Origin of the sequence: Magnetospirillum fulvum MGU-K5, from assembly GCF_000442515.1 — a bacterium.
Lineage (GTDB): Bacteria > Pseudomonadota > Alphaproteobacteria > Rhodospirillales > Magnetospirillaceae > Phaeospirillum > Phaeospirillum fulvum_B.
Genome location: NZ_AQPH01000020.1, coordinates 23,501 through 42,534, shown reverse-complemented (window position 1 = coordinate 42,534; position 19,034 = coordinate 23,501). Strand labels below are relative to the sequence as shown.

Annotated in this window: 20 protein-coding genes, 1 tRNA gene and 1 pseudogene; 7 read left to right on the top strand and 15 right to left on the bottom strand. The window is 64.2% G+C overall.

Annotated features, from left to right (window positions below; genetic code table 11):
- Positions 1 to 9 precede the first annotated feature (9 nt).
- From K678_RS07310 to K678_RS07305, 3 genes are all read left to right on the top strand, one after another.
- Positions 10 to 426 carry a hypothetical protein gene (locus K678_RS07310; RefSeq protein ID WP_021131821.1) on the top strand — a complete coding sequence of 139 codons (417 nt, stop codon included), beginning with the start codon at positions 10 to 12 and terminating at the stop codon, positions 424 to 426.
- A 97-nt stretch (positions 427 to 523) separates the two neighbouring features.
- Positions 524 to 940 (top strand): hypothetical protein, encoded by a 417-nt coding sequence (locus K678_RS18580; protein WP_155804490.1) that lies wholly within the window; start codon positions 524 to 526, stop codon positions 938 to 940.
- Between the two features lie 218 nt (positions 941 to 1,158).
- Positions 1,159 to 1,899, top strand: a complete 741-nt coding sequence (locus K678_RS07305) for a sulfite exporter TauE/SafE family protein (protein WP_021131819.1) — start codon at positions 1,159 to 1,161, stop codon at positions 1,897 to 1,899.
- 27 nt (positions 1,900 to 1,926) lie between these two features.
- On the opposite strand, the gene menA is transcribed toward K678_RS07305, so the two are convergent.
- The 8 genes from menA to K678_RS07260 all read right to left on the bottom strand — a co-directional run bounded on the left by menA (position 1,927) and on the right by K678_RS07260 (position 10,384).
- Positions 1,927 to 2,838, bottom strand: coding sequence for a 1,4-dihydroxy-2-naphthoate octaprenyltransferase (gene menA, locus K678_RS07300; protein ID WP_051185869.1), 912 nt, complete (start codon positions 2,836 to 2,838; stop codon positions 1,927 to 1,929).
- 16 nt (positions 2,839 to 2,854) lie between these two features.
- Positions 2,855 to 4,402 (bottom strand): DHA2 family efflux MFS transporter permease subunit, encoded by a 1,548-nt coding sequence (locus K678_RS07295; RefSeq protein WP_021131817.1) that lies wholly within the window; start codon positions 4,400 to 4,402, stop codon positions 2,855 to 2,857.
- 31 nt (positions 4,403 to 4,433) lie between these two features.
- Complete coding sequence (locus K678_RS07290; protein ID WP_021131816.1) at positions 4,434 to 5,633, bottom strand: HlyD family secretion protein; 1,200 nt, start codon at positions 5,631 to 5,633, stop codon at positions 4,434 to 4,436.
- Between the two features lie 22 nt (positions 5,634 to 5,655).
- A complete protein-coding gene (locus tag K678_RS07285; protein WP_021131815.1) occupies positions 5,656 to 7,089 on the bottom strand; it encodes an efflux transporter outer membrane subunit in 1,434 nt (477 codons plus the stop codon).
- A 69-nt stretch (positions 7,090 to 7,158) separates the two neighbouring features.
- Positions 7,159 to 7,632: a MarR family winged helix-turn-helix transcriptional regulator gene (locus tag K678_RS07280; RefSeq protein ID WP_021131814.1), complete on the bottom strand. Its 474-nt coding sequence runs from the start codon at positions 7,630 to 7,632 to the stop codon at positions 7,159 to 7,161.
- Positions 7,633 to 7,692: 60 nt separating this feature from the next.
- Positions 7,693 to 7,935 carry a hypothetical protein gene (locus K678_RS07275; protein ID WP_021131813.1) on the bottom strand — a complete coding sequence of 81 codons (243 nt, stop codon included), beginning with the start codon at positions 7,933 to 7,935 and terminating at the stop codon, positions 7,693 to 7,695.
- 554 nt (positions 7,936 to 8,489) lie between these two features.
- Positions 8,490 to 9,383, bottom strand: coding sequence for a glycosyl transferase family 2 (locus K678_RS17655; protein ID WP_021131811.1), 894 nt, complete (start codon positions 9,381 to 9,383; stop codon positions 8,490 to 8,492).
- A 143-nt stretch (positions 9,384 to 9,526) separates the two neighbouring features.
- Positions 9,527 to 10,384: a lysozyme family protein gene (locus K678_RS07260; protein ID WP_196802550.1), complete on the bottom strand. Its 858-nt coding sequence runs from the start codon at positions 10,382 to 10,384 to the stop codon at positions 9,527 to 9,529.
- A 123-nt stretch (positions 10,385 to 10,507) separates the two neighbouring features.
- Here K678_RS07260 and mtgA point away from each other — a divergent pair, with 123 nt between their 5' ends.
- Positions 10,508 to 11,212: a monofunctional biosynthetic peptidoglycan transglycosylase gene (gene mtgA, locus K678_RS07255; RefSeq protein ID WP_021131809.1), complete on the top strand. Its 705-nt coding sequence runs from the start codon at positions 10,508 to 10,510 to the stop codon at positions 11,210 to 11,212.
- Positions 11,213 to 11,221: 9 nt separating this feature from the next.
- Here mtgA and K678_RS07250 read toward each other — a convergent pair whose 3' ends face one another.
- Both K678_RS07250 and K678_RS07245 read right to left on the bottom strand, forming a co-directional pair.
- A complete protein-coding gene (locus K678_RS07250) occupies positions 11,222 to 12,622 on the bottom strand; it encodes a UDP-N-acetylmuramate--L-alanine ligase (protein WP_021131808.1) in 1,401 nt (466 codons plus the stop codon).
- 302 nt (positions 12,623 to 12,924) lie between these two features.
- Positions 12,925 to 14,292, bottom strand: coding sequence for an aminotransferase-like domain-containing protein (locus K678_RS07245; protein ID WP_021131807.1), 1,368 nt, complete (start codon positions 14,290 to 14,292; stop codon positions 12,925 to 12,927).
- Between the two features lie 132 nt (positions 14,293 to 14,424).
- Between K678_RS07245 and K678_RS07240 the strand changes: the two genes are divergently transcribed.
- The 3 genes from K678_RS07240 to K678_RS07230 are packed head-to-tail and all read left to right on the top strand — an operon-like array spanning position 14,425 to position 16,230.
- Positions 14,425 to 15,342 (top strand): DMT family transporter, encoded by a 918-nt coding sequence (locus tag K678_RS07240; protein WP_021131806.1) that lies wholly within the window; start codon positions 14,425 to 14,427, stop codon positions 15,340 to 15,342.
- A 17-nt stretch (positions 15,343 to 15,359) separates the two neighbouring features.
- Positions 15,360 to 15,497, top strand: coding sequence for a hypothetical protein (locus K678_RS18575; protein ID WP_155804489.1), 138 nt, complete (start codon positions 15,360 to 15,362; stop codon positions 15,495 to 15,497).
- A gap of 7 nt (positions 15,498 to 15,504) precedes the next feature.
- Complete coding sequence (locus K678_RS07230; protein ID WP_021131805.1) at positions 15,505 to 16,230, top strand: alanyl-tRNA editing protein; 726 nt, start codon at positions 15,505 to 15,507, stop codon at positions 16,228 to 16,230.
- A gap of 29 nt (positions 16,231 to 16,259) precedes the next feature.
- Here the strand turns inward: K678_RS07230 and K678_RS18570 are convergent.
- The 5 genes and pseudogenes from K678_RS18570 to K678_RS07210 all read right to left on the bottom strand — a co-directional run.
- Positions 16,260 to 16,517, bottom strand: a pseudogene (locus K678_RS18570) (transposase); the annotation flags it as partial.
- Positions 16,518 to 16,532: 15 nt separating this feature from the next.
- Complete coding sequence (locus K678_RS07225) at positions 16,533 to 17,534, bottom strand: DUF2971 domain-containing protein (RefSeq protein WP_021131803.1); 1,002 nt, start codon at positions 17,532 to 17,534, stop codon at positions 16,533 to 16,535.
- Between the two features lie 534 nt (positions 17,535 to 18,068).
- Positions 18,069 to 18,144, bottom strand: a tRNA-Glu gene (locus tag K678_RS07220).
- Between the two features lie 57 nt (positions 18,145 to 18,201).
- On the bottom strand, positions 18,202 to 18,648 hold the full coding sequence (locus K678_RS07215; protein ID WP_021131802.1) for a M67 family metallopeptidase: 447 nt from the start codon (positions 18,646 to 18,648) through the stop codon (positions 18,202 to 18,204).
- On the bottom strand, positions 18,645 to 19,016 hold the full coding sequence (locus K678_RS07210; RefSeq protein ID WP_021131801.1) for a hypothetical protein: 372 nt from the start codon (positions 19,014 to 19,016) through the stop codon (positions 18,645 to 18,647). Before K678_RS07210 ends, K678_RS07215 begins: the two co-directional genes overlap by 4 nt.
- Positions 19,017 to 19,034: the final 18 nt, after the last annotated feature.

Here is a 19,034-nt window from a genome sequence, read left to right as displayed (position 1 = left end):
GTCAGGCCAATGAGAGACACGTCCTTTCGCCTGTTGGCTTCCGCTGCGATGTTGGTCACCGTGGCGGCCTGTGAAACGAACAATGTCCAGGAGTTCAAGCAGCACGGCCCTGCTTACACGCTGTCATCGAAGATGAAATACGACAGAATCGGCGAGTGTCTTTGGCAAACACGCTCGAGAGATATGTCTTTTCCCGGAACGATGTTTCGAAACGAAAATGTTAGATCTCAGGTTTTTCGTATTTCATATGTAAAGAATATCTCGCTCACCAGCGAATTACTTTTCGTGATCGAGACATCGCCCTCGCCGCAAAATCCGGACAATTCTCTGGTAACTGTTTACACGATGCACAGTCTGTTCGGAATGCAATGGCCCCAGAGTTGGGTGCAGGAAGACATCGATCGGTGTGAGACCTACTCAAACTAGCCGCTGGACCAGACGTCGCCACGAATCCGGCGGCACCGTCAGGACCTATCCCATAGAGAGCTTCATGACGACACCGTGCAAATCCAAGGTCAGGCCGATGAAAAACACGCCCCTTCGCCTGCTGGCGTCCGCCGCGATGCTGGTCGCCCTGGCGGCCTGCGGAACGAACAATGTCCAGGAGTTCAAACAGCGCGGCCCCGCTTACACGCTGCCGTCGAAAATGAAATATGACAGACTTGGCGAATGCATCTGGCAAACACGCACCAAAGATTTTTCCTTTCCAGGAACAATGTATCGAAGCGACAATGTGAAATCACAGGTCTTTCGTATCTCCTATGTAAGGCGTGTATCTTTCGGCAGCGAACTATTTTCTGTGATCGAGGCATCGCCCTCGCCACAAAATCCGGACACCTCTTTGGTGACCGTTTACACCCTGAACGGGTTATTCGGGCCCCAATGGCCTCGGAGCACGATGCTGGAAGACATCGACCGGTGCGAGACCTACTCAAACTAGCCGTGAGGCCGGACGCTGCGGCGAATCCGGCGACACGGGCGTATAAGACGCCATCGACCCCGCGTAGATTCTGATCGATTTCTGGAAAGACGACCACCCCTCCCGCAGACCATAATCCCCAACGAAACCAAGGGTGAGCGAAGCCTTGGGGAACCGGGTCGAGGCCTCACGTCGCGTCGCCGGAAAACCGGCAGCGGCGAGCGAAGAAGGGGGGGCTCGTGTCGTTTGAATTTGCTCTCGCCCTGCTGGCCGGGGCGGCCGCAGGCGGCTTCATCAACGGTCTGGCCGGATTTGGCACCGCTCTGCTGTCGCTTGGCATCTGGCTTCAGGTGATGCCGCCATGGCAGGCGGTTGCGATCGTTGCCGCAATGTCGGTGGTGAGCGGTCTTCAAAGCCTCTGGCTCATCCGCCGCGATCTCCGCGTTGGCACCCGTCTCGCCCGGTTTCTGCTGCCAGCGCTGGTCGGGCTTCCGCTGGGGACGGCGGCGCTGGGGCTGGTCGAGGCATCGGTGCTAAAGCTGGTGATTGCCGGATTTATGCTGCTGTACGGCGCGTTTTTCGCGTTCCGTCGCACTCTTCCCCAGATCGAGCGCCCAATGCTGGTCGTGGACGCGTTGGTCGGCTTTCTCGGTGGAGTGCTGGGCGGGGCGGCGTCGCTGTCCGGGGCGCTGCCGACGATGTGGTGCGCGATGCAGTCCTGGACCAAGAGCGAAACCAGCGCCGTGCTCCGCCCCTTTAACGTGACGATCTTGGGGATCGCCGTCGCCCTGTTCGCGTGGCGGGGCTATTACACCCCGGACACGCTGATCATGATCGCGATTGCGCTTCCCGCCACTTTGGGCTCCGTCCATATCGGTATCTGGATGTTTCGTCGGCTGACCGACGTGCAGTTCCGTCGGCTGCTGGTCTGGCTACTGTTCGCCTCGGGGGCCTTGCTGACCTTGCGCGAACTCACCTGACCGCCAGCCGACGGGGCCGCCTCTCGATCACAGGCCAAGACCTGTCCCGGCGGCGAACAGCAGGGCGACGATCACCTGCAATTTGGCGGTCTTGCCGAGAATGGCATTGAAGGCGGGGCCGCGCGGTTCGGAGACAAAGCGGCTGATCAGCCCGATGGCGAGCGGCAGCGCCGCCAGCGTCACCCACCCCCCGGTCGGGCCGGTCGGACCGGCCAGCAGGACGAACGGCATCAGCAGGAACAAGCCGTAAAGAACCTGGCTGGCCCGGGTACCCGCCCGGATCGCCAGGGTGTTTCTCCAGGCCAGACGGTCGGCTTCGATATCGCGGTAATTGTTGACCATCAGCACCGCCGCGGCGAACAGGCCGATCGCCAGCCCGACCTCGATCGACAAAAGCGACGCCGTGCCGGTCTGGAGGAAATAGCTGCCTCCGACCGCGCCGATTCCGAAAAAGGCGACGACGAACAACTCGCCATAGGGCGTGTAGGAAATCGGGCGCGGCCCACCCGAATAGCACCAGCCGCCGATCAGCGACGCCACCCCCAAAGCCAGGATCGGCAGCCCGCCGCAGGCGATCAGATAGAGCCCCACCAGCGCGGCCAGGCCCAGGCAGAGCTTCGCCGCGGCAATCACCCGCCCAGCCGGAATCCAGCCGCGTGCGGTGACCCGGGCCGGACCCTGCCGAATCGGCAGATCGCCCCCTCGCAGGGCATCGACGGCGTCGTTGTGCAGATTGGCTCCGGCCTGAATCAGGATGGCCCCAGCCAGCGCCCCCAGGGCGGGACCGGGATCGACCCGGCCAAGGTCGGACCAAGCCAACGCGGTCCCGGCAATCACCGGAGCGACGGAGATCGTCAGGGTGCGGGGGCGCACCGCCAGCCACCACAGCCGCCACCCGGTTGGAGGCTGCGCGTTTATCGGATTCGGATCGATTTGCATGGTGCCCTCCATTGTTTTAACGCTCCCCGCCGGTCTTGGCGGGAGGTGTTCCCTGGCGAACCGGACGCGACAGCCAGATCAAGCCCATCAGCCCCAGGAACAGCAGGCCCGACAGCCAGAACAGGTCGTTGATCGACAGGATCAGGGACTGGCGCATCACCTCGCCATCGAGCAGTCGATCGCTCTGCGCGGCGGTGAAGCCCATGGCTTGGGTCTGCGCGACGAACCGGGTGGTCGGTTCGGAATAAGCGGTGACGCTTTCGGTCAGATAAGCGTGGTGCCGGGTCGAGCCGTTGTCCCACAGCGTGGTCCAGACCGAGGCCGCGAACGAGCCCGCCATGATTCGCATGAAGTTATAAAGACCCGAGGCGGCGGGAATCCGCTGCTGCTCCAACCCCGACAGGATCACCGTGGTCAAGGCGATGAAGAACGTCGCCATCGCGAACCCTTGCACCAGATGGGTGGCGGCGATGTCCCACATTGCGACGTCGGGGCTGAACGTCCCGCGCCAGAAGCTGCACAGCGCGAACACGAAAAAGGCAAAGGTGGCGAACAGCCGGGGATCGACCTTGTGGATGGTCCGCCCGATCACCGGGGACAGCAGGATCGAGAACAATCCGATCGGCGCGGTGACCAGACCGGCCCATGTCGCGGTATAGCCCATCACGCTTTGCAGCCACATCGGGATCAGGACCAGATTGCCGAAGAACACGGCATAGCCCAGGGTGATCGCGATGGTTCCGGTGGTGAAGTTGCGGCCCTTGAACAGGGTCAGATCGACAATCGGATGCTTTTCGGTCAGTTCCCAGATCAGGAAAAAGGTAAAGGCGACGACAGCGACGATGGCCAGAACCACGATCGTCGTCGAATTGAACCAATCAAGCTCCTTGCCCTTATCCAGCATGATCTGAGTCGCCCCGACCCAGAGCACCAACAGGGACAGACCGATGGTGTCGATCGGCAACTTCTTGGTTTCGCTTTCGCGGCCTTTCAACGTGGCATAGGTGAACCACGCCGCGACCAGACCAATCGGAAGGTTGATGTAGAAAATCCACGGCCAGGACACGTTGTCGGTCAACCAGCCGCCGAGAACCGGCCCCATCACCGGGGCGACCGTCGTCGTCATCGACCACAGGGCAATCGCCATCCCGGCCTTGGCCTTGGGATAGCATTGCAGTAACAGGGCCTGGGACAACGGCACCATCGGCCCCGCCACCAATCCCTGAAGGCAGCGGAACAGCAGCAGAGATTCAAGGTTGGTGGCCAAGCCGCACAACAGCGACAGCACGACGAACAGCACCACCGCCGACAGAAACAGCCGCAATTGCCCGACCCGGCCGACCAGCCAGCCGGTCAGCGGCACGGCGATCGCGTTGGACACGCCGAACGAGGTGATGATCCAGGTTCCCTGGCTGACGCTGACGCCAAGATCCCCGGCAATGGTGGTCAGCGCCACGTTGGCGATGGTGGTATCGAGCACGTTCATGAAGGTCGCCAGCGACAAGGCCACGGTGGCCAGCACCAGCCGAGAGCCGGTCAACGGCGGAAAGGAGGGAGGGGGCATGATTCGTCTCCGATGCGGCCCAAACCGGCGGTCAGCGACGGCCCGAGCCGGAAACGGTCGGCTCGTCGCGGACGTTGCGGGCGATCAGGGCCTCGATCCGCGCGTCGGCATCGTGGTCGAGATCGGCAAACACGCCGGTCTGCGCCACGATGTCCCTTTGGCGCCCGGTCGAAAGCTGCGGACCGTCCTGATCGCGCACCGAGACGTGGGCCTCCATCGACAGCCCGACCCGCAACGGATGCAAAGCAAGATCGACGGGATCAAGCGCGATCCGCACCGGCACCCGCTGGACCACCTTGATCCAGTTGCCGGTCGCGTTCTGGGCGGGCAACAGCGAAAAGGCCGATCCGGTCCCCGCCGCCAGTCCGACCACGGTGCCGCGATACTGCACCTTGTCGCCATAGATGTCGGAGGTCAGCAAAGCGGGCTGGCCGATCCGCATCTCGCCCACCTGACCTTCCTTGAAATTGGCATCGACCCAGACCTCGTTTAAGGGAACGATCGCCATCAGCGGAGTGCCGGGCGTGGTGCGCTGGCCGACCTGGACGGCGCGGCGGGCGACCTGACCGGAGATCGGTGCCGGAACCGAGGTCCGCCGCCAGGCCAGATAGGCTTCGCGCACCTGGGCGGCGGCGCGAACGACGCGGGGATGGTTGGTCAATCCGGTCATGTCGATCAGGACGCGGTTGGTTTCCTGCTGCTTGCGGGCGCTGGCAAGCTGGGCCTCCGCCTGCTCGACCGCATCGCGGGCATGTTTCAGCTCTTCGGCAGAGACCGCGCCGGTATCGGCCAGCCGCTGACGGCGGGCCAGATCGGCCTTTAACCGGGCCAGCGTGGTTTGCTGGGCCGAGACCGTCGCGGCCAGGGCGCCGTCCTGGCTGAACAGCGCCCGGACTTGGCGCACCGTTTCGGCCAGGGTCGCCTCGGCCTGATCGAGCGCCAGCCGGGTGTCGGCCGGGTCGATCGCGACCAGAGCCTGCCCGGCTTCGACGAAATCGGTATCGTCGGCATAGATTGCGGTCACCGTGCCGGAAATCTGGGGCGAGACCGCAATGACATTGCCCGCGACATAGGCATCATCGGTCGCCATATCGAAACGGCCGCTGGTCCACCAATAAAGCCCATAGGCGACGCCCAGGCCGGTGAAGGCCAAGGCGGCGGTGGACATCAGCAGGGTGCGGCGGCGGCGGTTGCGCTCATCTGTTGCGGAAGGGGAGGGGGTGTCGATCATGACAAAACGTCCTTGGGCAAGGTTACGACGGGGGCAGAACCTGGGGGGCAAAGCCTCCGCCCAGGGCGTGCGCTAGTCCGATCGAAAGGCTGTATTGACGGTTGCGTGACGCGGCCTCCTGGCGGCGTTCCGCGATCAGGTCGCCTTCTGCCGACAGAACGGTCAGGTAATTGGTCAATCCCTCGCGGTAGCGCAGGAACGCCAGCCGGTAAGCCTCTTCCAGATGAGTCACCGCGTGGCGATCGTGCTCCAGCCGGATCTGATTGGCCCGCCACGAGGTCAGATAACCGACGACCTCGCGCAATGCGTCGACGATGGCCCCGTTATAGAGTTCGACCGAGATGTCGAGAGTGGCGTTCGCCTCGGCCAGGGAACTGCGCAGCCGTCCGGCGTCGAAGATCGGCAAGGTCACCGCCGGGCCGCCGCCGACCATCACGCTGCTTGCAGTCAGGAACTGGGACAGACCGATCGATTTGAAGCCGAGGAAGGCCGACAGATCGACATTGGGGTAGAATTGGGCCTTGGCGGCATCGACGCTTCGGGTTGCCGACTCGATCCGCCAGCGCTGGGCGACGATATCGGGACGACGGCCGATCAATTCAGCGGGCAGGGCCGAGGGCAGCCCCAGCGGAGCCGCTACGGTCAGGCTGGGCCGCCCGATCGTCCTGCCCCGGTCGGGACCGCTGCCGACCAGCGCGGCCAGATCGTGTTGCAACAGGGTGATCCGGTCCTCGCTGGCGACAATCTCGGCCTGCGCGGTGGCGATCGCGGCCTCGGCCTGACGGGTTTCGACCTCGGTGACCAACCCAGCCCGGACCTGTCTGGCGTTGAGGGCCTGAATCTCCTGCTTCTGCCGCAACAGATCGCGGCTGATATCGAGCTGATCGAACTCTCCGGCCAGACGGACATAGGTTTGCGCGATCGCAGCGGCAAGGTCGAGCCGGGCCGCCTGGGCATCGATCTCGCTGGCGCGCAATTGCCCCAACGCGGAAAGATACTCGGCCTCGCGCCCGCCCCACAGATCGAGGCTGTAAGAGCCGGTCAGCCCGACCCGGTTTGCGGTCCGGACCTTGCCCGCCAGGGTGTCGGGATAGACGTCGTTCTTGTTAAAACGCTGCTCGATTACCGAGCCGTTGCCATCGAGGTGGGGGTACAAATCGGATTCGGCCAGACCGGCCTGGGCGGCGGCACGGCGGATTCGGGCCGAGGCAACCTTCAGCGAGGGATTCCCGGCTAACGCTTCGTCGATCAACTGATTCAGTTGTTCATCGCGATAGCCGCGCCACCAATCCTCGGCGGGCCAGGGCGCGGCCTCGGCCGTGGGGCCGGCCGTCGCGGCCAGGGGCAGGGCGTTCGCGTCGGTCAGCGCTGATTGGCGGTCGATCTCGTCCCAACTGGCACAGCCCGCCACAAGCAGCGCCAGCAGCGATGTCGTGGCCACGGATGCCTTGTTCATCGGTTCGGTCCCTTAAAAGGTTGCCTTAACTGTCACTGCCTAGGCAGCTATATCATCAAAAAAGGGAGGTTATTCGCTGGTGCCGTTCGCTTTGACCCGGTCGAGAAAGCCCATCAACATGTCCGCTTCCGCAGAGGTGAAATCCTTGAGGAAGCAGTTCAGGGTGTCGATCGCGATCGTGGTCAGTTGCGGGTACAATTCCCGGCCCAGATCGGTCAGGTGCAGTTCGACGACCCGGCGGTCTTCGACACTGCGGCTGCGATAGATCAGCCCCCGCTTCTCCAGCCGGTCGAGCATGCGGGTCATCGATCCGCTGTCATAGCCAATCGCCCGGCACAATTCCGCCGCGCTGGCCCCGACACCGCTGGCGATACGTACCAACACCACCCATTGCGCCCCGCTGATGCCAAGCGGAGTCACCCGCCGGTCGATCGACGCTCGCATATCGGTCGCGATGTCGATGATGTGGCGGGCGATGTTGCGGGCCGAGGTGTAATTTTCGGCGTTATAGATCGGGGTGGTTGGGGGAACAACCGGGGCCATTGGACTCTCTAATCACTGCCTAGGCAGATATTGCCCGGGCAGTTACTGCGAGTCAAGCGGTCAGAGCGGGGTATCCTCCTCGCGCCGCTCCCGCACCGCCCGCAGCCAATCCCGGATCACCAGTCCGACGAAAACCGCCGGCATCGCCATCGCCAGGATCGCAAAGACGGTGCTGACCGTTTCCAATCCGCCATTGGCAAGGGTTCCGGCAATCAGGAAAAAGACCGGGGCCGAGACAAGAGCCACCCATTTCTGCGCACTGTCGGCCGCGGTCCGGCGGCGGATTTGTGGACGGTCGGTCATGGTCGCGATTCCCCCTGCTGGCCTGATCTGGCGGGAATCGTGGCACGATCGAACCGCCGGGGCAACAGACGGTGCCGAACCCAAACGGAAAACCCCCGCACCAGGGGGAGTGGTGGAGGGGCTTTCACTGGAGGAGTTCGAGTGGCTGAGGCTCGAGAAGCTTATGAAGAGAGATTACCGGCGGTCGGGTTACCGCATCGTGGCGGGTGGATGATTGTTTTGTAATGTTTCAAAACTTTCCCAAGGAACCGGCACTCCGTTTCCCCGCCTCATCTGGAAAGCCGACCGGGTATAACTATGCTGCAAGCTGATAGCGTCGCACCAGCTCTTCCTGGGCCAGGTTCCATATATAGGATCCGATGTGACCGCGATCGGACACTATCTGGTTCAGCATAAACGTTGAAATATTTTGAATCCATTCTCGGAGCATTTCCCAGCCCTCCGATGCTGCGCTGCAATATAGATAACAGCACGGCCCGGTGGGCCGTTCATGCTTTCTCGTTCTGGCTGCCATGCCCAACAAGAAGGGGGTAATAACGCTCCCCCCCCTAAGCTCAGTCGCGGCGGATATCGGCCCCGACACGGGCCGGGTCGTGACCGTTCCAGCGAAGCGAACGGTGATACATCGTCCCGTCGATCCCCACGACCGGGCGCAGACCGTTCTTCGTCCCCGCTGTGAGGTGGACGATTCCCAACCCGTCGTGCGGAGGATTGGGGTCGCACAGCGTCACGCCATCGGTCGTGGCGGGCAGGCTGCGTCCGCAAACCCAATTGCACCGCGCAGGCAGCGCGGCAAAGGGCAGCCCATGCGCCCGGATCGCAAAATTAAGCGCGGTCTGCTCCGAGAAAAAGTAAGGCTCGCGCAATTGGGCCAAGGCGGCATCCAGAGCCTCTGCCCAGGCCCGCCAATGCGGCGCGTCGGCCCGCCCGGCAAAGACGCCACTATTGATCAGCGGGTAATGCCCGAAGCGCATCGCCGCCTCGCGCCCGAAGCAGCGGCCAAAACACGAGAACACCCATTCGAGTATCGCGCCGTTGGCCATGAACGGAGTGTAGGAGCGGTCGATCTCCGGAACGGCGGCAAATCCCGTTCGTTCTGCGGCTTCCAGAAAAAGGGACACGGCCGACCAATCCTGAACCCAGCAATCGGAATCGATCCACATCACCACGTCGTATTCGGGAAGGTAGTCGGGCAGACGTGGCCGGGACGTCATCGCCTTGAAGAAATTGTCTGGGCGAGCCGCGAAGGTATTGAGGTCACAATCCCATTTCGGATTGATGATCCGCACTCCGTCGCGTTTGAGGTCTTTTCTTTGGTGCCCGGTCAAACCGAGGTCGAGAACGGCAAGATCGACCGCCTGTCCCCCCGTCGCGCGAATTGATCCGATCAGCCCCTCAAGCAAGGGATAATACGCTGCATTGGCTCCCGAAACGATAACGGCCCGCAAAGATACCCCCTGTTTTTTAGACCCCGCCGCAGAGTGCAGATGCTGAGGTTACACCCACATCCTCTCTGTTTCTTCACATTGCGACGGAACGCATTTCAAGTCTCTTGATCGAATGCGGCAAACCCCATCCAACCGACCCGGCGTCACTTCGCGGCCAGGGTTTTGAAGCGGCGGGCGAGGGCGTTGACCTGGGCGAGATAATCGGCGGGATCGTGGTCGCCGCAAGTCTCGCCGGGCGTCAGGCGGAATCCGCCCTGGGCAAAGCGTTTCGCCACCGTCGGGCCGCACAGATGGACCAACGCGGCGGTGTCCTGCTTCTGCTGGGGCGTGGCGCTGCGCCCCGGGCGGTCGCCCAGCACGCGGGCAACGGCGCGGTCGAGGTAAATCGCCGTCAGTTCGACGGCATGGGCGGGCAGGACACGGGAATAGCCTCCCGCCGGGCGGCAGGACTCAGCCCCGGTCCCGGCGGTCATGACGCGGTGATCGCGGATGCAGAACCGTTCGGCCTCGGCATAGGCCGGTTCGGTCATCTGATACATCCCGACCGAGCTGGAGGCGGGGCGGTAGATGCCGAACAGATCGGGGGCCTCGACATCCCAGCGCCAATAGGTATGTGCCGCCGGGTTGCCCGCACTTTCGACCTGAGCCAGCGCCGCCAGCATTTCGGGCGAGATCGCGGCGGTGGAAAAACGACGGAACAGATCATCATAGCTCTCCCAGGTTTCTTCGGGGCTTTTGACGAAATGATCGCTGACCGGCAGCAACAATTCGGTCGGCTTGCGGATCACCCAGTGGGCGATGTTGATTCCGATAATCACGTTCGCCAGTACCGTCAGCAACACAGCGGTCAGAATCAGCGGCGGCACACGGTTGATCCCCCGCCAGACCCGGACCAGCCGGTCGCGCCAGAGGCGGAGACGATGGGGTCGTTTCTTGCGGCGGGGCGGGCGGCGACGGGGACGGGCTTTGGGTTCCGCCGCGACGCGAGGCGGAGGACTCACCGGCCGGGCCGGAGAAAGCGGCGGCGAAGAAGCGCCAGGACGTCGCGGCGAGTTCGGCATCAATGCTATGGTCGCACAAATCGCTCAATCGGGGGAGGCTTCACGGGTGCTCAGGATGGGGTTATGTCGTTAACGCTCCATCCCGGGCCGTGGTGGCAGCGCAACCGGCGGCGACTTGTCGTGGGTGCTCTCGGCCTTCTGATCGGCCTGCCCCTCGCGCTGGCCCTGCTGTTTCGGATCGTGCCGCCGCCGGTGACGCCGCTGATGCTGCTGCGCGTCGTAGAGGGCTATGGCCTCGACAAGACCTGGCGTTCGCTCGATCAGATTTCGCCCCACCTGCGCCGCGCCGTGATCGCCTCGGAAGACGCCAAATTCTGCACTCATTGGGGCTTTGACTGGGACGCGATCGACAATGCGATCGACCGCTATGAAGACGGCGGCAAGGTGCTGGGGGCCAGCACCATCTCGATGCAGACGGCGAAGAACGTCTTTTTGTGGCCGGGCCGCACCTTTGTCCGCAAGGGGGCCGAGGCCTATCTGACCCTCTATCTGGAAGGGCTGTGGCCGAAGCGGCGGATTCTCGAGGTCTATCTCAACATCGCCGAGTTCGGGCCGGGCTTGTATGGAGCCGAGGCGGCGTCACTGCGCTTTTTCGGCAAGCCCGCCGCATTGCTGACCCCGCGCGAGGCGGCGTTGCTCACCGCCGTGCTGCCCGCCCCGCTCGACCGCTCGGCGGCGCGCCCCTCCGCCGCCGTCAGCCGCCGCGCCGGACTGATCGCCGCCCGTGCCGCCCAGATCCGGCTGGGCCGCGACGGGGCCTGCGATTAATCTTCGGCTCTATTCCAGCCGCCGCAGCAGGTCTTCGGCAAAGCTCGACAGGGTATCATCACGCGCTCCCATCACAACGATGCGGTCGCCGCGACGCGCCAGCGTCAGCAGCGCCTCGCCACAGGCGGCCCGTTCGGGGAAAAAGCGGGCGTCGCGGCCCCGCGCCACGATATCGCCAACGATATCGGCACTGGTGACGGCACGGTCGGCGGTGCCGCCGAAATAGACCGGATCGGGCATCACCAGCACGTCGTCGGGCCGAAGATGATCGGCGAAGCAACCGGCAAAGCCCTCTCGCATCAGCTTTAACGGCCCAAACCCATGGGGCTGGAACAAGATCAGCAGCCGTCCGGGGAAATCGTGGAGGGTGGCGAGGGTCGCGGTGATCTTATCGGGATTGTGGGCGAAATCGTCGATGACGGTGACGCCACCCGCACTCCCCACCACCTCAAGCCTGCGGCGAATTCCGGCAAAGCCGGACAGGGCCGCCGCCGCCCGGTCAAGAGCGATGCCGCAGGCCAACGCTGCCGCCAGTGCCGCCAGGGCATTGGCGACATTGTGGCGTCCGGGCACCAGCAGACGAACCGGCCAAGCTCCCCCGGCCGCGTCGCGGACGGTAAAGGCAATCCCGTCGCGGGCGGGAACGATGTCGGTGGCGAACAGATCGGCGGCGGGATCGGACAGCGAATAGGTCAGACGCCGTTCGGGCGGGATCGTCGTTGCCAAAGCGGCGGTCTCGTCATTGTCGAGGTTCAGCACCGCGATCCGGGCCTTGGCGATGAAGTCGCGGAACAGGCGGCGCAGTTCCTCCATTGATTTGTGGTCGAGCGCGACATTGTTCAGCACCGCGACATCGGGGCGATAGCGGGCAATCGAGCCGTCGCTTTCGTCGATCTCGGCGACGAACAGATCGTCGCCACCCACCAGCGAACTGGCAAACGGAGTGTCGGCGGTGACGAAATTACGCATCACCGCGCCATTGACGATGGTGGGGTCCTGCCCGGCCTGACGCAACAGCCAGCCGACCATCCCGGTGGTGGTCGATTTGCCGCTGGTCCCGGCGATCCCGACCGAGCGGGGGGCGGCGTTGAACAGGTCGGACAGCAGTTCGGCCCGCGTCGTCAGCGTCGCGCCAGCCCGACGGGCGGCCTGGACGTCGGGAACGGTTTCCTCGACCGCGGCCGAGGTAACCAGCACGGTTTCCCCGTCGACGATCCCGCTGCCATCCTGGGGAAACAGGTCAATGCCGTGCGCGCGCAGAAAGTCGAACTTGGCGGGGCTGCGCCCCTGATCGAGCGACCGGTCCGATCCGGCGACACGGGTGCCTCGTTGCTGGACGATCAGGGCCAGCGGCAGCATCCCGCTGCCGCCGATGCCGCAGAAAAAATAGCGTCGATGATGTTCCATCATCGGAGGCTACAATCCGGCCATCGCATTTAGCAAGCCGGAACAAAGACATCTTTGGGGAAGAAAGCAGGCCGGATCGCGACCGTAACGGTCGGTTCCTGGCGAATTCAGCTTTTTGGAATTTGGCGTCTCGGCGAGGAGACGACACGAGTTCTGAAGCTTCAAAGAGTTAATTTAGATCAATTGGCTGTGCCCGCTCCGCTGTTACGGCGGATTGTTCCGGAGGCGGCGGTTCCTATTCATCACACCACGATCCATTCGTCCGGCGCAGGCACGCCCGTATTTTTCCTTTGTTCCCCGGGCCGTTACCGTGACCACGCCGCTCCGAGGCGGTGGAGGCGGTCCAAGGCTCGGCTCAGGTCGGCGCGGCTGGCGGCGGCGGTCAGGCTGACCCGGATCCGCTGCGGCGGCTCGCGCGTCACCGCGAAGGTTGCCGCCGGCACCACCTCCAGTCCGGCCCGGCGGCAGAGGGCGGCCGGGTCGGGGTCCTCGGTCGGCAGGGTCAGCCAAACATGCGGGCTGGGGCGGGGATCGCCTTCGGGGCGGCCGGGCAGGGCGCGGCGGGCCAGCCGGTAGCGGGCGGCGATCTCCTCGCGTTGCCAGCGGACCCGCCGCTGCGCGGTGCCGTCCTCCAGCCAGCGGCAGGCAATCTCGATCATCAGCGGCGCCAGCGGCCACAGCGTGGTCTGCGGTTCGGCCGCCACCGCCCGCACCGCCGCGCTGGTACCGGCGATCACGCCGAAGCGCAGGCCGCCGGCGACGCATTTCGACAGGCTGGTCACTATGGTGCAGGTCTCGGGCAGAAGCCGGGCCAGTGGCGGGGTCTCGGCCAGCATCCCGTAGACATCGTCCTCGATCACCTGGAGGCCGCGCTGGCGGGCGATTTCGGCCACCGCCTGCTGGCGGGCCGCGCCCATCGTCGCCCCGGTCGGGTTCTGCAACGCCGGCACCACCACCACCACCCGGGCCGAGGTGGCGCGGGCGGCGCGGTCGAGCGCGTCGGGCAGGATACCCTCTCCATCGGTCGCCACGCCGTGCAGCGGCAGGGCGAGCTGGCGGGCCAGCGCCTTGATTCCAGGAAAGGTCAGGTCCTCGACCAGCACCGGGTCGCCCGGTCGGCATAAAGCCAGCAGCACCGCGAGCAGGGCCTGCTGCGCGCCGGCGGTGGGGATCACGTCGCCCGGCCGGATGTCGAGGCCGCGCGCTGCGAGCCATGTGGCACCGGCGATCCGGGCCTGGGCGATCAGGGCGGCGGAGGGATGGCCCAGCGTCCCGCCCAGACGCTGCCGCGCCGCCAGATCGGCCAGGGTGGCTTCGATCTCGGCGGCGTCGACGGCGTCGCCGGGGCTGGCCGGAATATTGACCGACAGGTCGATCGTTCTCGCCGCCAGGGCGGCTGCCGGGCTGTCGAGCCCGAACAGCATCGCCTCGCGGCTTTCCGACAGTACGAAGGTGCCCCGGCCGACCTCGCCGGAAATCAGATGGCGCCGGGTCGCTTCGACATAGGCGCGCGTCACCGTGCTGACATTGACCCCCAGCCGCCACGCCAGTTCACGATGGGTCGGCAGGCGGTCGCCCGGCCGCAAAGCGCCCCGCGCGATGGCCTCTGCCAGGGCTTCGACGATGGCGAGATAGCGGACCGGATGGCGGTTTCTCAGGTCGGGAACCCACATTGTTTGCCACACAATGTTTTCATTGATTCGGACAATATGGCTGATTGATAGTCAAATCAACGCGCGAATCAATCGATGGATGTCGTCGGCCGGTTTTCCGGCGCGCGTTTCCCCCCAGGAAGGAGCGATGATTTGAGTCCCTCCGACAGTTCGTCGTCCGCCGCCGTGATAGGGCAGGCCTCTCCCGACGTGATCGCGGTGGCGGGGGTGATCCTGGCGGTGTGTTTCCTCGCCACCGGCGGGATCTTCGTCAAGCTCAGCCCGCTCGATCCGATCGCCACCGGGGCGTGGCGGATCCTGCTGGCCCTGCCGCTGGTCTATGGCTGGGACGCGCTGGAACGGAGACGGGCGCCCCGGGCCGTCCCCCGGCTGGAGCGGCGCGATCTGGTGGTGCTGTGGGCGGCGGGGGCGCTGCTCGGACTGGACCTGACCTTCTGGAACATCTCGTTCCATTACACCACGGTGGCCAATGCCAACCTGCTGGCAAATCTGGTGCCGTTCGTCGTCGTGCCGCTGTCGGTGCTGCTCTATCGCGAGCGGATTCGCCGTTCGTTCCTGGTGGGGCTGGCGCTGACCCTGTGCGGGGTCACTCTGCTGTTGTCGGCCTCGCTGCAGGCCTCGCTAGCCTCGGCGCTGGGGGACGGGCTGGCGCTGCTGACGGCGGTGTTCTACGGCCTGTATCTGCTGCTGGTTAGCCGACTGCGCCGCCGCTTCGGCCCAGGGCGGATCCTGTATCTCAGCAGCCTCGGCTGCCTGTCTACCCTGGTGCCGCTGGCGCTGCTGCTGGAACAGCGGCTGGTGCCGACCGGGCTGGAGGATCTGGCGCCGCTGGTCGGGCTCGCGGTGCTGTCGCATGTGGTCGGGCAGGGGATGCTGGCGCAATGCCTGCGCCCGGTGCCGGTCGCGCTGTCATCGGTGCTCGTGCTGATGCAGCCGGTGGTCGCGGCGATCTATGCCTGGATCCTGTTCCACGAGACCCTGACCGTCCGCCAGATCGTCGGCATCACGATTTGTCTGGTCGGGCTCTATTTCGCCAAACGAGGCCAATAACGTCTGGAGCGCCTGTCATGGAAAAACTCGTCAGAAAGACTCATGACGTCGTCAGAGTGGAAATGCACCGGCTGGCGCATGCCTGCCCCGTCTACGACCATGGTGCCGATTACCTCGACGAAGTGATGCCCACCCCATCCGGCCGCGATCAGTGAGGACGCCATGTCGATCATTCCGACCATCAAGCGCTTCGAAGCCGATTCCTACCTGAGCGAAATCGAGACGGTGGTGGTCGATCAGAGCGACGGCGGCGTCTGCCTGGAACAGACGGTGTTCTACGCCGAAAGCGGCGGCCAGCCCGGTGACACCGGCAGCCTGCTGTTCGAGGACGGGCTGTGCCTGCCGGTCGCGGACACCCGCTACATTCCAGGGCGGCTGCGGATCCTGCATGTGCTGACCCCGCCGCCCGGGGTAGTGTTGACCGGGCGGCGGGTGGTGGCCCGGATCGACTGGCCGCGGCGCTATCGCCTGATGCAGATGCATACCTGCCTGCATCTGCTGTGCAGCGCGATCGACGCGCCGGTGACGGGCTGCGCGATCTTTCCTGAATACGGCCGACTGGATTTCGACCTCGAGGACACGATCGACCGCGATGACCTTACCAGGCGGCTGAACCAACTGGTCGCGCGCGACGAGCCGATCGTGATCGAGTGCGCTCAGGACGTCGGCGTCCCCCTGGTCCGCACCGTCGATGCCGCCCCGCCGCCGGCCTCGGCCGAGGGGCTGCGCGTGGTGCGGATCGGCGGGATCGACCGCCAGCCCTGCGGCGGAACCCATGTCCGCTCGACCGCCGAGGTCGGCCCGATTACCGTCACCAACGTGCAGAAGAAGGGCCGGCGCCACCGCCGGATCAAGCTGGTACTCGATCCGCCGTCCCCGCCCGCCTGAACCCGTTCGCCGCGCGAAGGAAGGACGGGGCGGGTGGTGCGCCGGTCGATGGCCGAGCGCCGCCGGTTGATGTTTTGTGCCACACGGGGGCGAACATTGAGCGTCCGCAGCTCCTCGACGAAATCGGCGGCATCGTAACCCCGGTCGCCCCCCAACGTGATGTCGCGGAGCCGGTCGGCCAACGGCTCGATCATGTCCAACGCCGCCAGCCGTTCGGCATGGCCCGAGACACGGGTCAGTATTGTGTCGACGATCAGGCCCGAGCGGTTCTCCATCAGGCCGTGGCCGGGCAGTTTAAACTGCTATCGATCGATGAAAGGCGTCTCGGACCTCACGATCTGAATCTTCGACCTGACCAGATCCTTAGCGAATTGTACCTTCTCCCTTTGATCAGCCCCCGGCCCAACGATGATCCGCTTGATAGGAAGGCGCTTCGTGTCCTCGAACAGAACCACATAAGACTTCCCAGAAGGGGCCGTGTGAACCACCTTGCGCTTGCCTGTGAACTCAATTTCAGCCCGAACCTGACTGGCGAACTGTCGGAATATTTCTTCTGTCCTGGGAAAGACGACCAAGCGGACCTCCCGCTCCTCCCTGAATCCTCTGTGCTTCTTGCGGGTGACGAGGTTCAGGAACGGGACCAGCGCCTCCCCCAGCACATCCGCCATCCTGTCTTCAGCATACAGGAAGTACCTGAACAGGTTCTCTATCAGCGGCTGGAAGTTGGGATCAGCGAGGGCCTCCTCGTCGGTATAATAGGCGTCAGGGAACTGTGCCGTCGTGTAGGAGTACACGGCAGCATCCTGCTCGAACGCCTGCCACAGGGCCTTGGTATCGAACACGATGGCGAAGCCTGAATCCCGCCCATACCCACGCCACTGGCTCAACAAGCCGTTCTGCCGTTCATACTCACTGTCCCCCTCATGGGAACAGAAGGACGTGATGAATGGGGTCATGTAGGCGACAGAGTTCGGCTTCCCCTCGAACGAGACCGTGTACAGGCTGTTGATGGTCCTGATGGCAAACTCTCGCGACGCAGCTACGGTCCCACCATGCTTTGCAATCAGCAACTTCGTGGAGAGGTTGCCTGTTTTGGCCTCCATGAAATATCGCTTGCACCGCTCGGCCAGAGATCGGATCAGTAGTGGCTTGATCTGGAAGACTTCCTGTGAGTCGTTCAGGCAGTCATATCGTGTCGCCCATAGACTCTGAGAGGTGATGATCCCCTCAAGGCCAGCCTTGCTTGTGTAGTGGAACAGCTCTGGATGAGCCTCATGGGTTAGCTGATCAGCAGATGGGAGCATCTTTTCTATCAGTTCGATCCGGGCTTGATGCAGTCATAATGAACCCAGAATGTATCTGCTCCAGCATCCTTAAGGCGAGCAACACGACCATACTTTCCGCAGTGAGCATCGTCCACAGAAAGGGCTTCTGATCGTTTCCCGCTAGACCAATTGACTGTGACTGTGTATTCGTTTCCGTCCGTGACTACAGTGCCGCCAGCACATCCCGCCAGGAGATCACACAGGATCAGGGGTGGTCGACGCATGGGGGACCTCCTGACATTGGCTTTGAGCAACTGATCCACCATGCGCAGTAAGCTGTCAAGAGAGGGCGCACTTCAATCAAAGATCGCTCTGGGCGCGGATGTTCCGCGCCGGGTAGAACCGGAACCCGCCATCGTCCACGAATCGGCCGGGTCATCTGTCGTTTTCGAGGGGAGGTGTTCACACCGCCTGTAATAGCTACCATGAAGGCAGGCTGGGCGTGTGTGTGCCGCCTTGTCGATGGTCTGACAAGTCGTTGATAACGCTGCATTTTTCTGGAAGAAAAGCGATTGGCGTCCCCACGGGGATTCGAACCCCGGTTGCCGCCGTGAGAGGGCGGTGTCCTAGGCCTCTAGACGATGGGGACGTTGGAGGCGCGGTGCGGCTTTATGGAGGAATCGTCTGGCGAACGCAAGCACTATTTTCACGGTGCGGCGGGGTAGAGGCGCAGCGGCACCGGCTGGGCCATGCCGGTCCGGGCATCGAGACGGAAGGCACGGGGCGGCTTGGCTCGGGGGAGGTCGTCGGCATCTTGGGTGACGGCGACGATCAGCCAGATCATCTCGGGTTCAAAGGCGCGGGCAATATCGGCGGGCGAGGGCGACGGGCTGCCATTGGGGTGGGAGTGCCAGTGCCCGACGATGCGGTCGGGGCCACCGCGCACGGCCCGTTCGGCGGCAAAGCGGGCGCGGGGGTCAAGCTCGAACCGATCGTTGCGCCGCTCCCGCTCCATATTCTCGGCGGGGATGATCTGGCGGACTCGCACGATCCGGTCACCGCGTCCGACCAGCAGGCCGCATCCCTCGGCGGGGAAGGCGGCCTCGGCGGCGGTGCAGACCGCAGTCAGATCGGAGCGGTCAACCAGGATCATCGTTTCGCGTTGGCCTCCGGCGCGGCGGCAAAGCCGAAGCTGCCGCTCACCTGGCCGTGGGTGGGGTCGAGGACAATCAGGCGGTCGCCGGTGCCCTTGCCGGTGCCAACGCGGACGATGACGCGGTCCCCGGCGGCGAAAACCTGCTGGATTGTCGCTCCATCGGGCAGGGGGATATCGATCGAGCCAAACGGCGCGGCCGGGGAGGGGGGCGCGGCATTCGGCGCTGTCGGCGCAGTGGTGGCGGTGCTCGACGCAACGGGGGCGGGTTTCGGTCCGACCTTCGACGCCACGCCATAGATCACCAGCCCCACCCCGGCGACGATCAACACCCCTAAAAAGATCACCAACGCTTTCAGCGCTTTCATGTCGGATTCCTTAATTTC

Bases quoted from the DNA above. Each gene is read 5' to 3' on its own strand.
- K678_RS07310 (WP_021131821.1), top strand. From the start codon at position 10: ATGAGAGACACGTCCTTTCGCCTGTTGGCTTCCGCTGCGATGTTGGTC.
- K678_RS18580 (WP_155804490.1), top strand. From the start codon at position 524: ATGAAAAACACGCCCCTTCGCCTGCTGGCGTCCGCCGCGATGCTGGTC.
- menA (WP_051185869.1), bottom strand. From the start codon at position 2,838: ATGCAAATCGATCCGAATCCGATAAACGCGCAGCCTCCAACCGGGTGG.
- K678_RS07295 (WP_021131817.1), bottom strand. From the start codon at position 4,402: ATGCCCCCTCCCTCCTTTCCGCCGTTGACCGGCTCTCGGCTGGTGCTG.
- K678_RS07290 (WP_021131816.1), bottom strand. From the start codon at position 5,633: ATGATCGACACCCCCTCCCCTTCCGCAACAGATGAGCGCAACCGCCGC.
- K678_RS07285 (WP_021131815.1), bottom strand. From the start codon at position 7,089: ATGAACAAGGCATCCGTGGCCACGACATCGCTGCTGGCGCTGCTTGTG.
- K678_RS07280 (WP_021131814.1), bottom strand. From the start codon at position 7,632: ATGGCCCCGGTTGTTCCCCCAACCACCCCGATCTATAACGCCGAAAAT.
- K678_RS07275 (WP_021131813.1), bottom strand. From the start codon at position 7,935: ATGACCGACCGTCCACAAATCCGCCGCCGGACCGCGGCCGACAGTGCG.
- mtgA (WP_021131809.1), top strand. From the start codon at position 10,508: ATGTCGTTAACGCTCCATCCCGGGCCGTGGTGGCAGCGCAACCGGCGG.
- K678_RS07250 (WP_021131808.1), bottom strand. From the start codon at position 12,622: ATGATGGAACATCATCGACGCTATTTTTTCTGCGGCATCGGCGGCAGC.
- K678_RS07245 (WP_021131807.1), bottom strand. From the start codon at position 14,292: ATGTGGGTTCCCGACCTGAGAAACCGCCATCCGGTCCGCTATCTCGCC.
- K678_RS18575 (WP_155804489.1), top strand. From the start codon at position 15,360: ATGGAAAAACTCGTCAGAAAGACTCATGACGTCGTCAGAGTGGAAATG.
- K678_RS07230 (WP_021131805.1), top strand. From the start codon at position 15,505: ATGTCGATCATTCCGACCATCAAGCGCTTCGAAGCCGATTCCTACCTG.
- K678_RS07225 (WP_021131803.1), bottom strand. From the start codon at position 17,534: ATGCTCCCATCTGCTGATCAGCTAACCCATGAGGCTCATCCAGAGCTG.
- K678_RS07215 (WP_021131802.1), bottom strand. From the start codon at position 18,648: ATGATCCTGGTTGACCGCTCCGATCTGACTGCGGTCTGCACCGCCGCC.
- K678_RS07210 (WP_021131801.1), bottom strand. From the start codon at position 19,016: ATGAAAGCGCTGAAAGCGTTGGTGATCTTTTTAGGGGTGTTGATCGTC.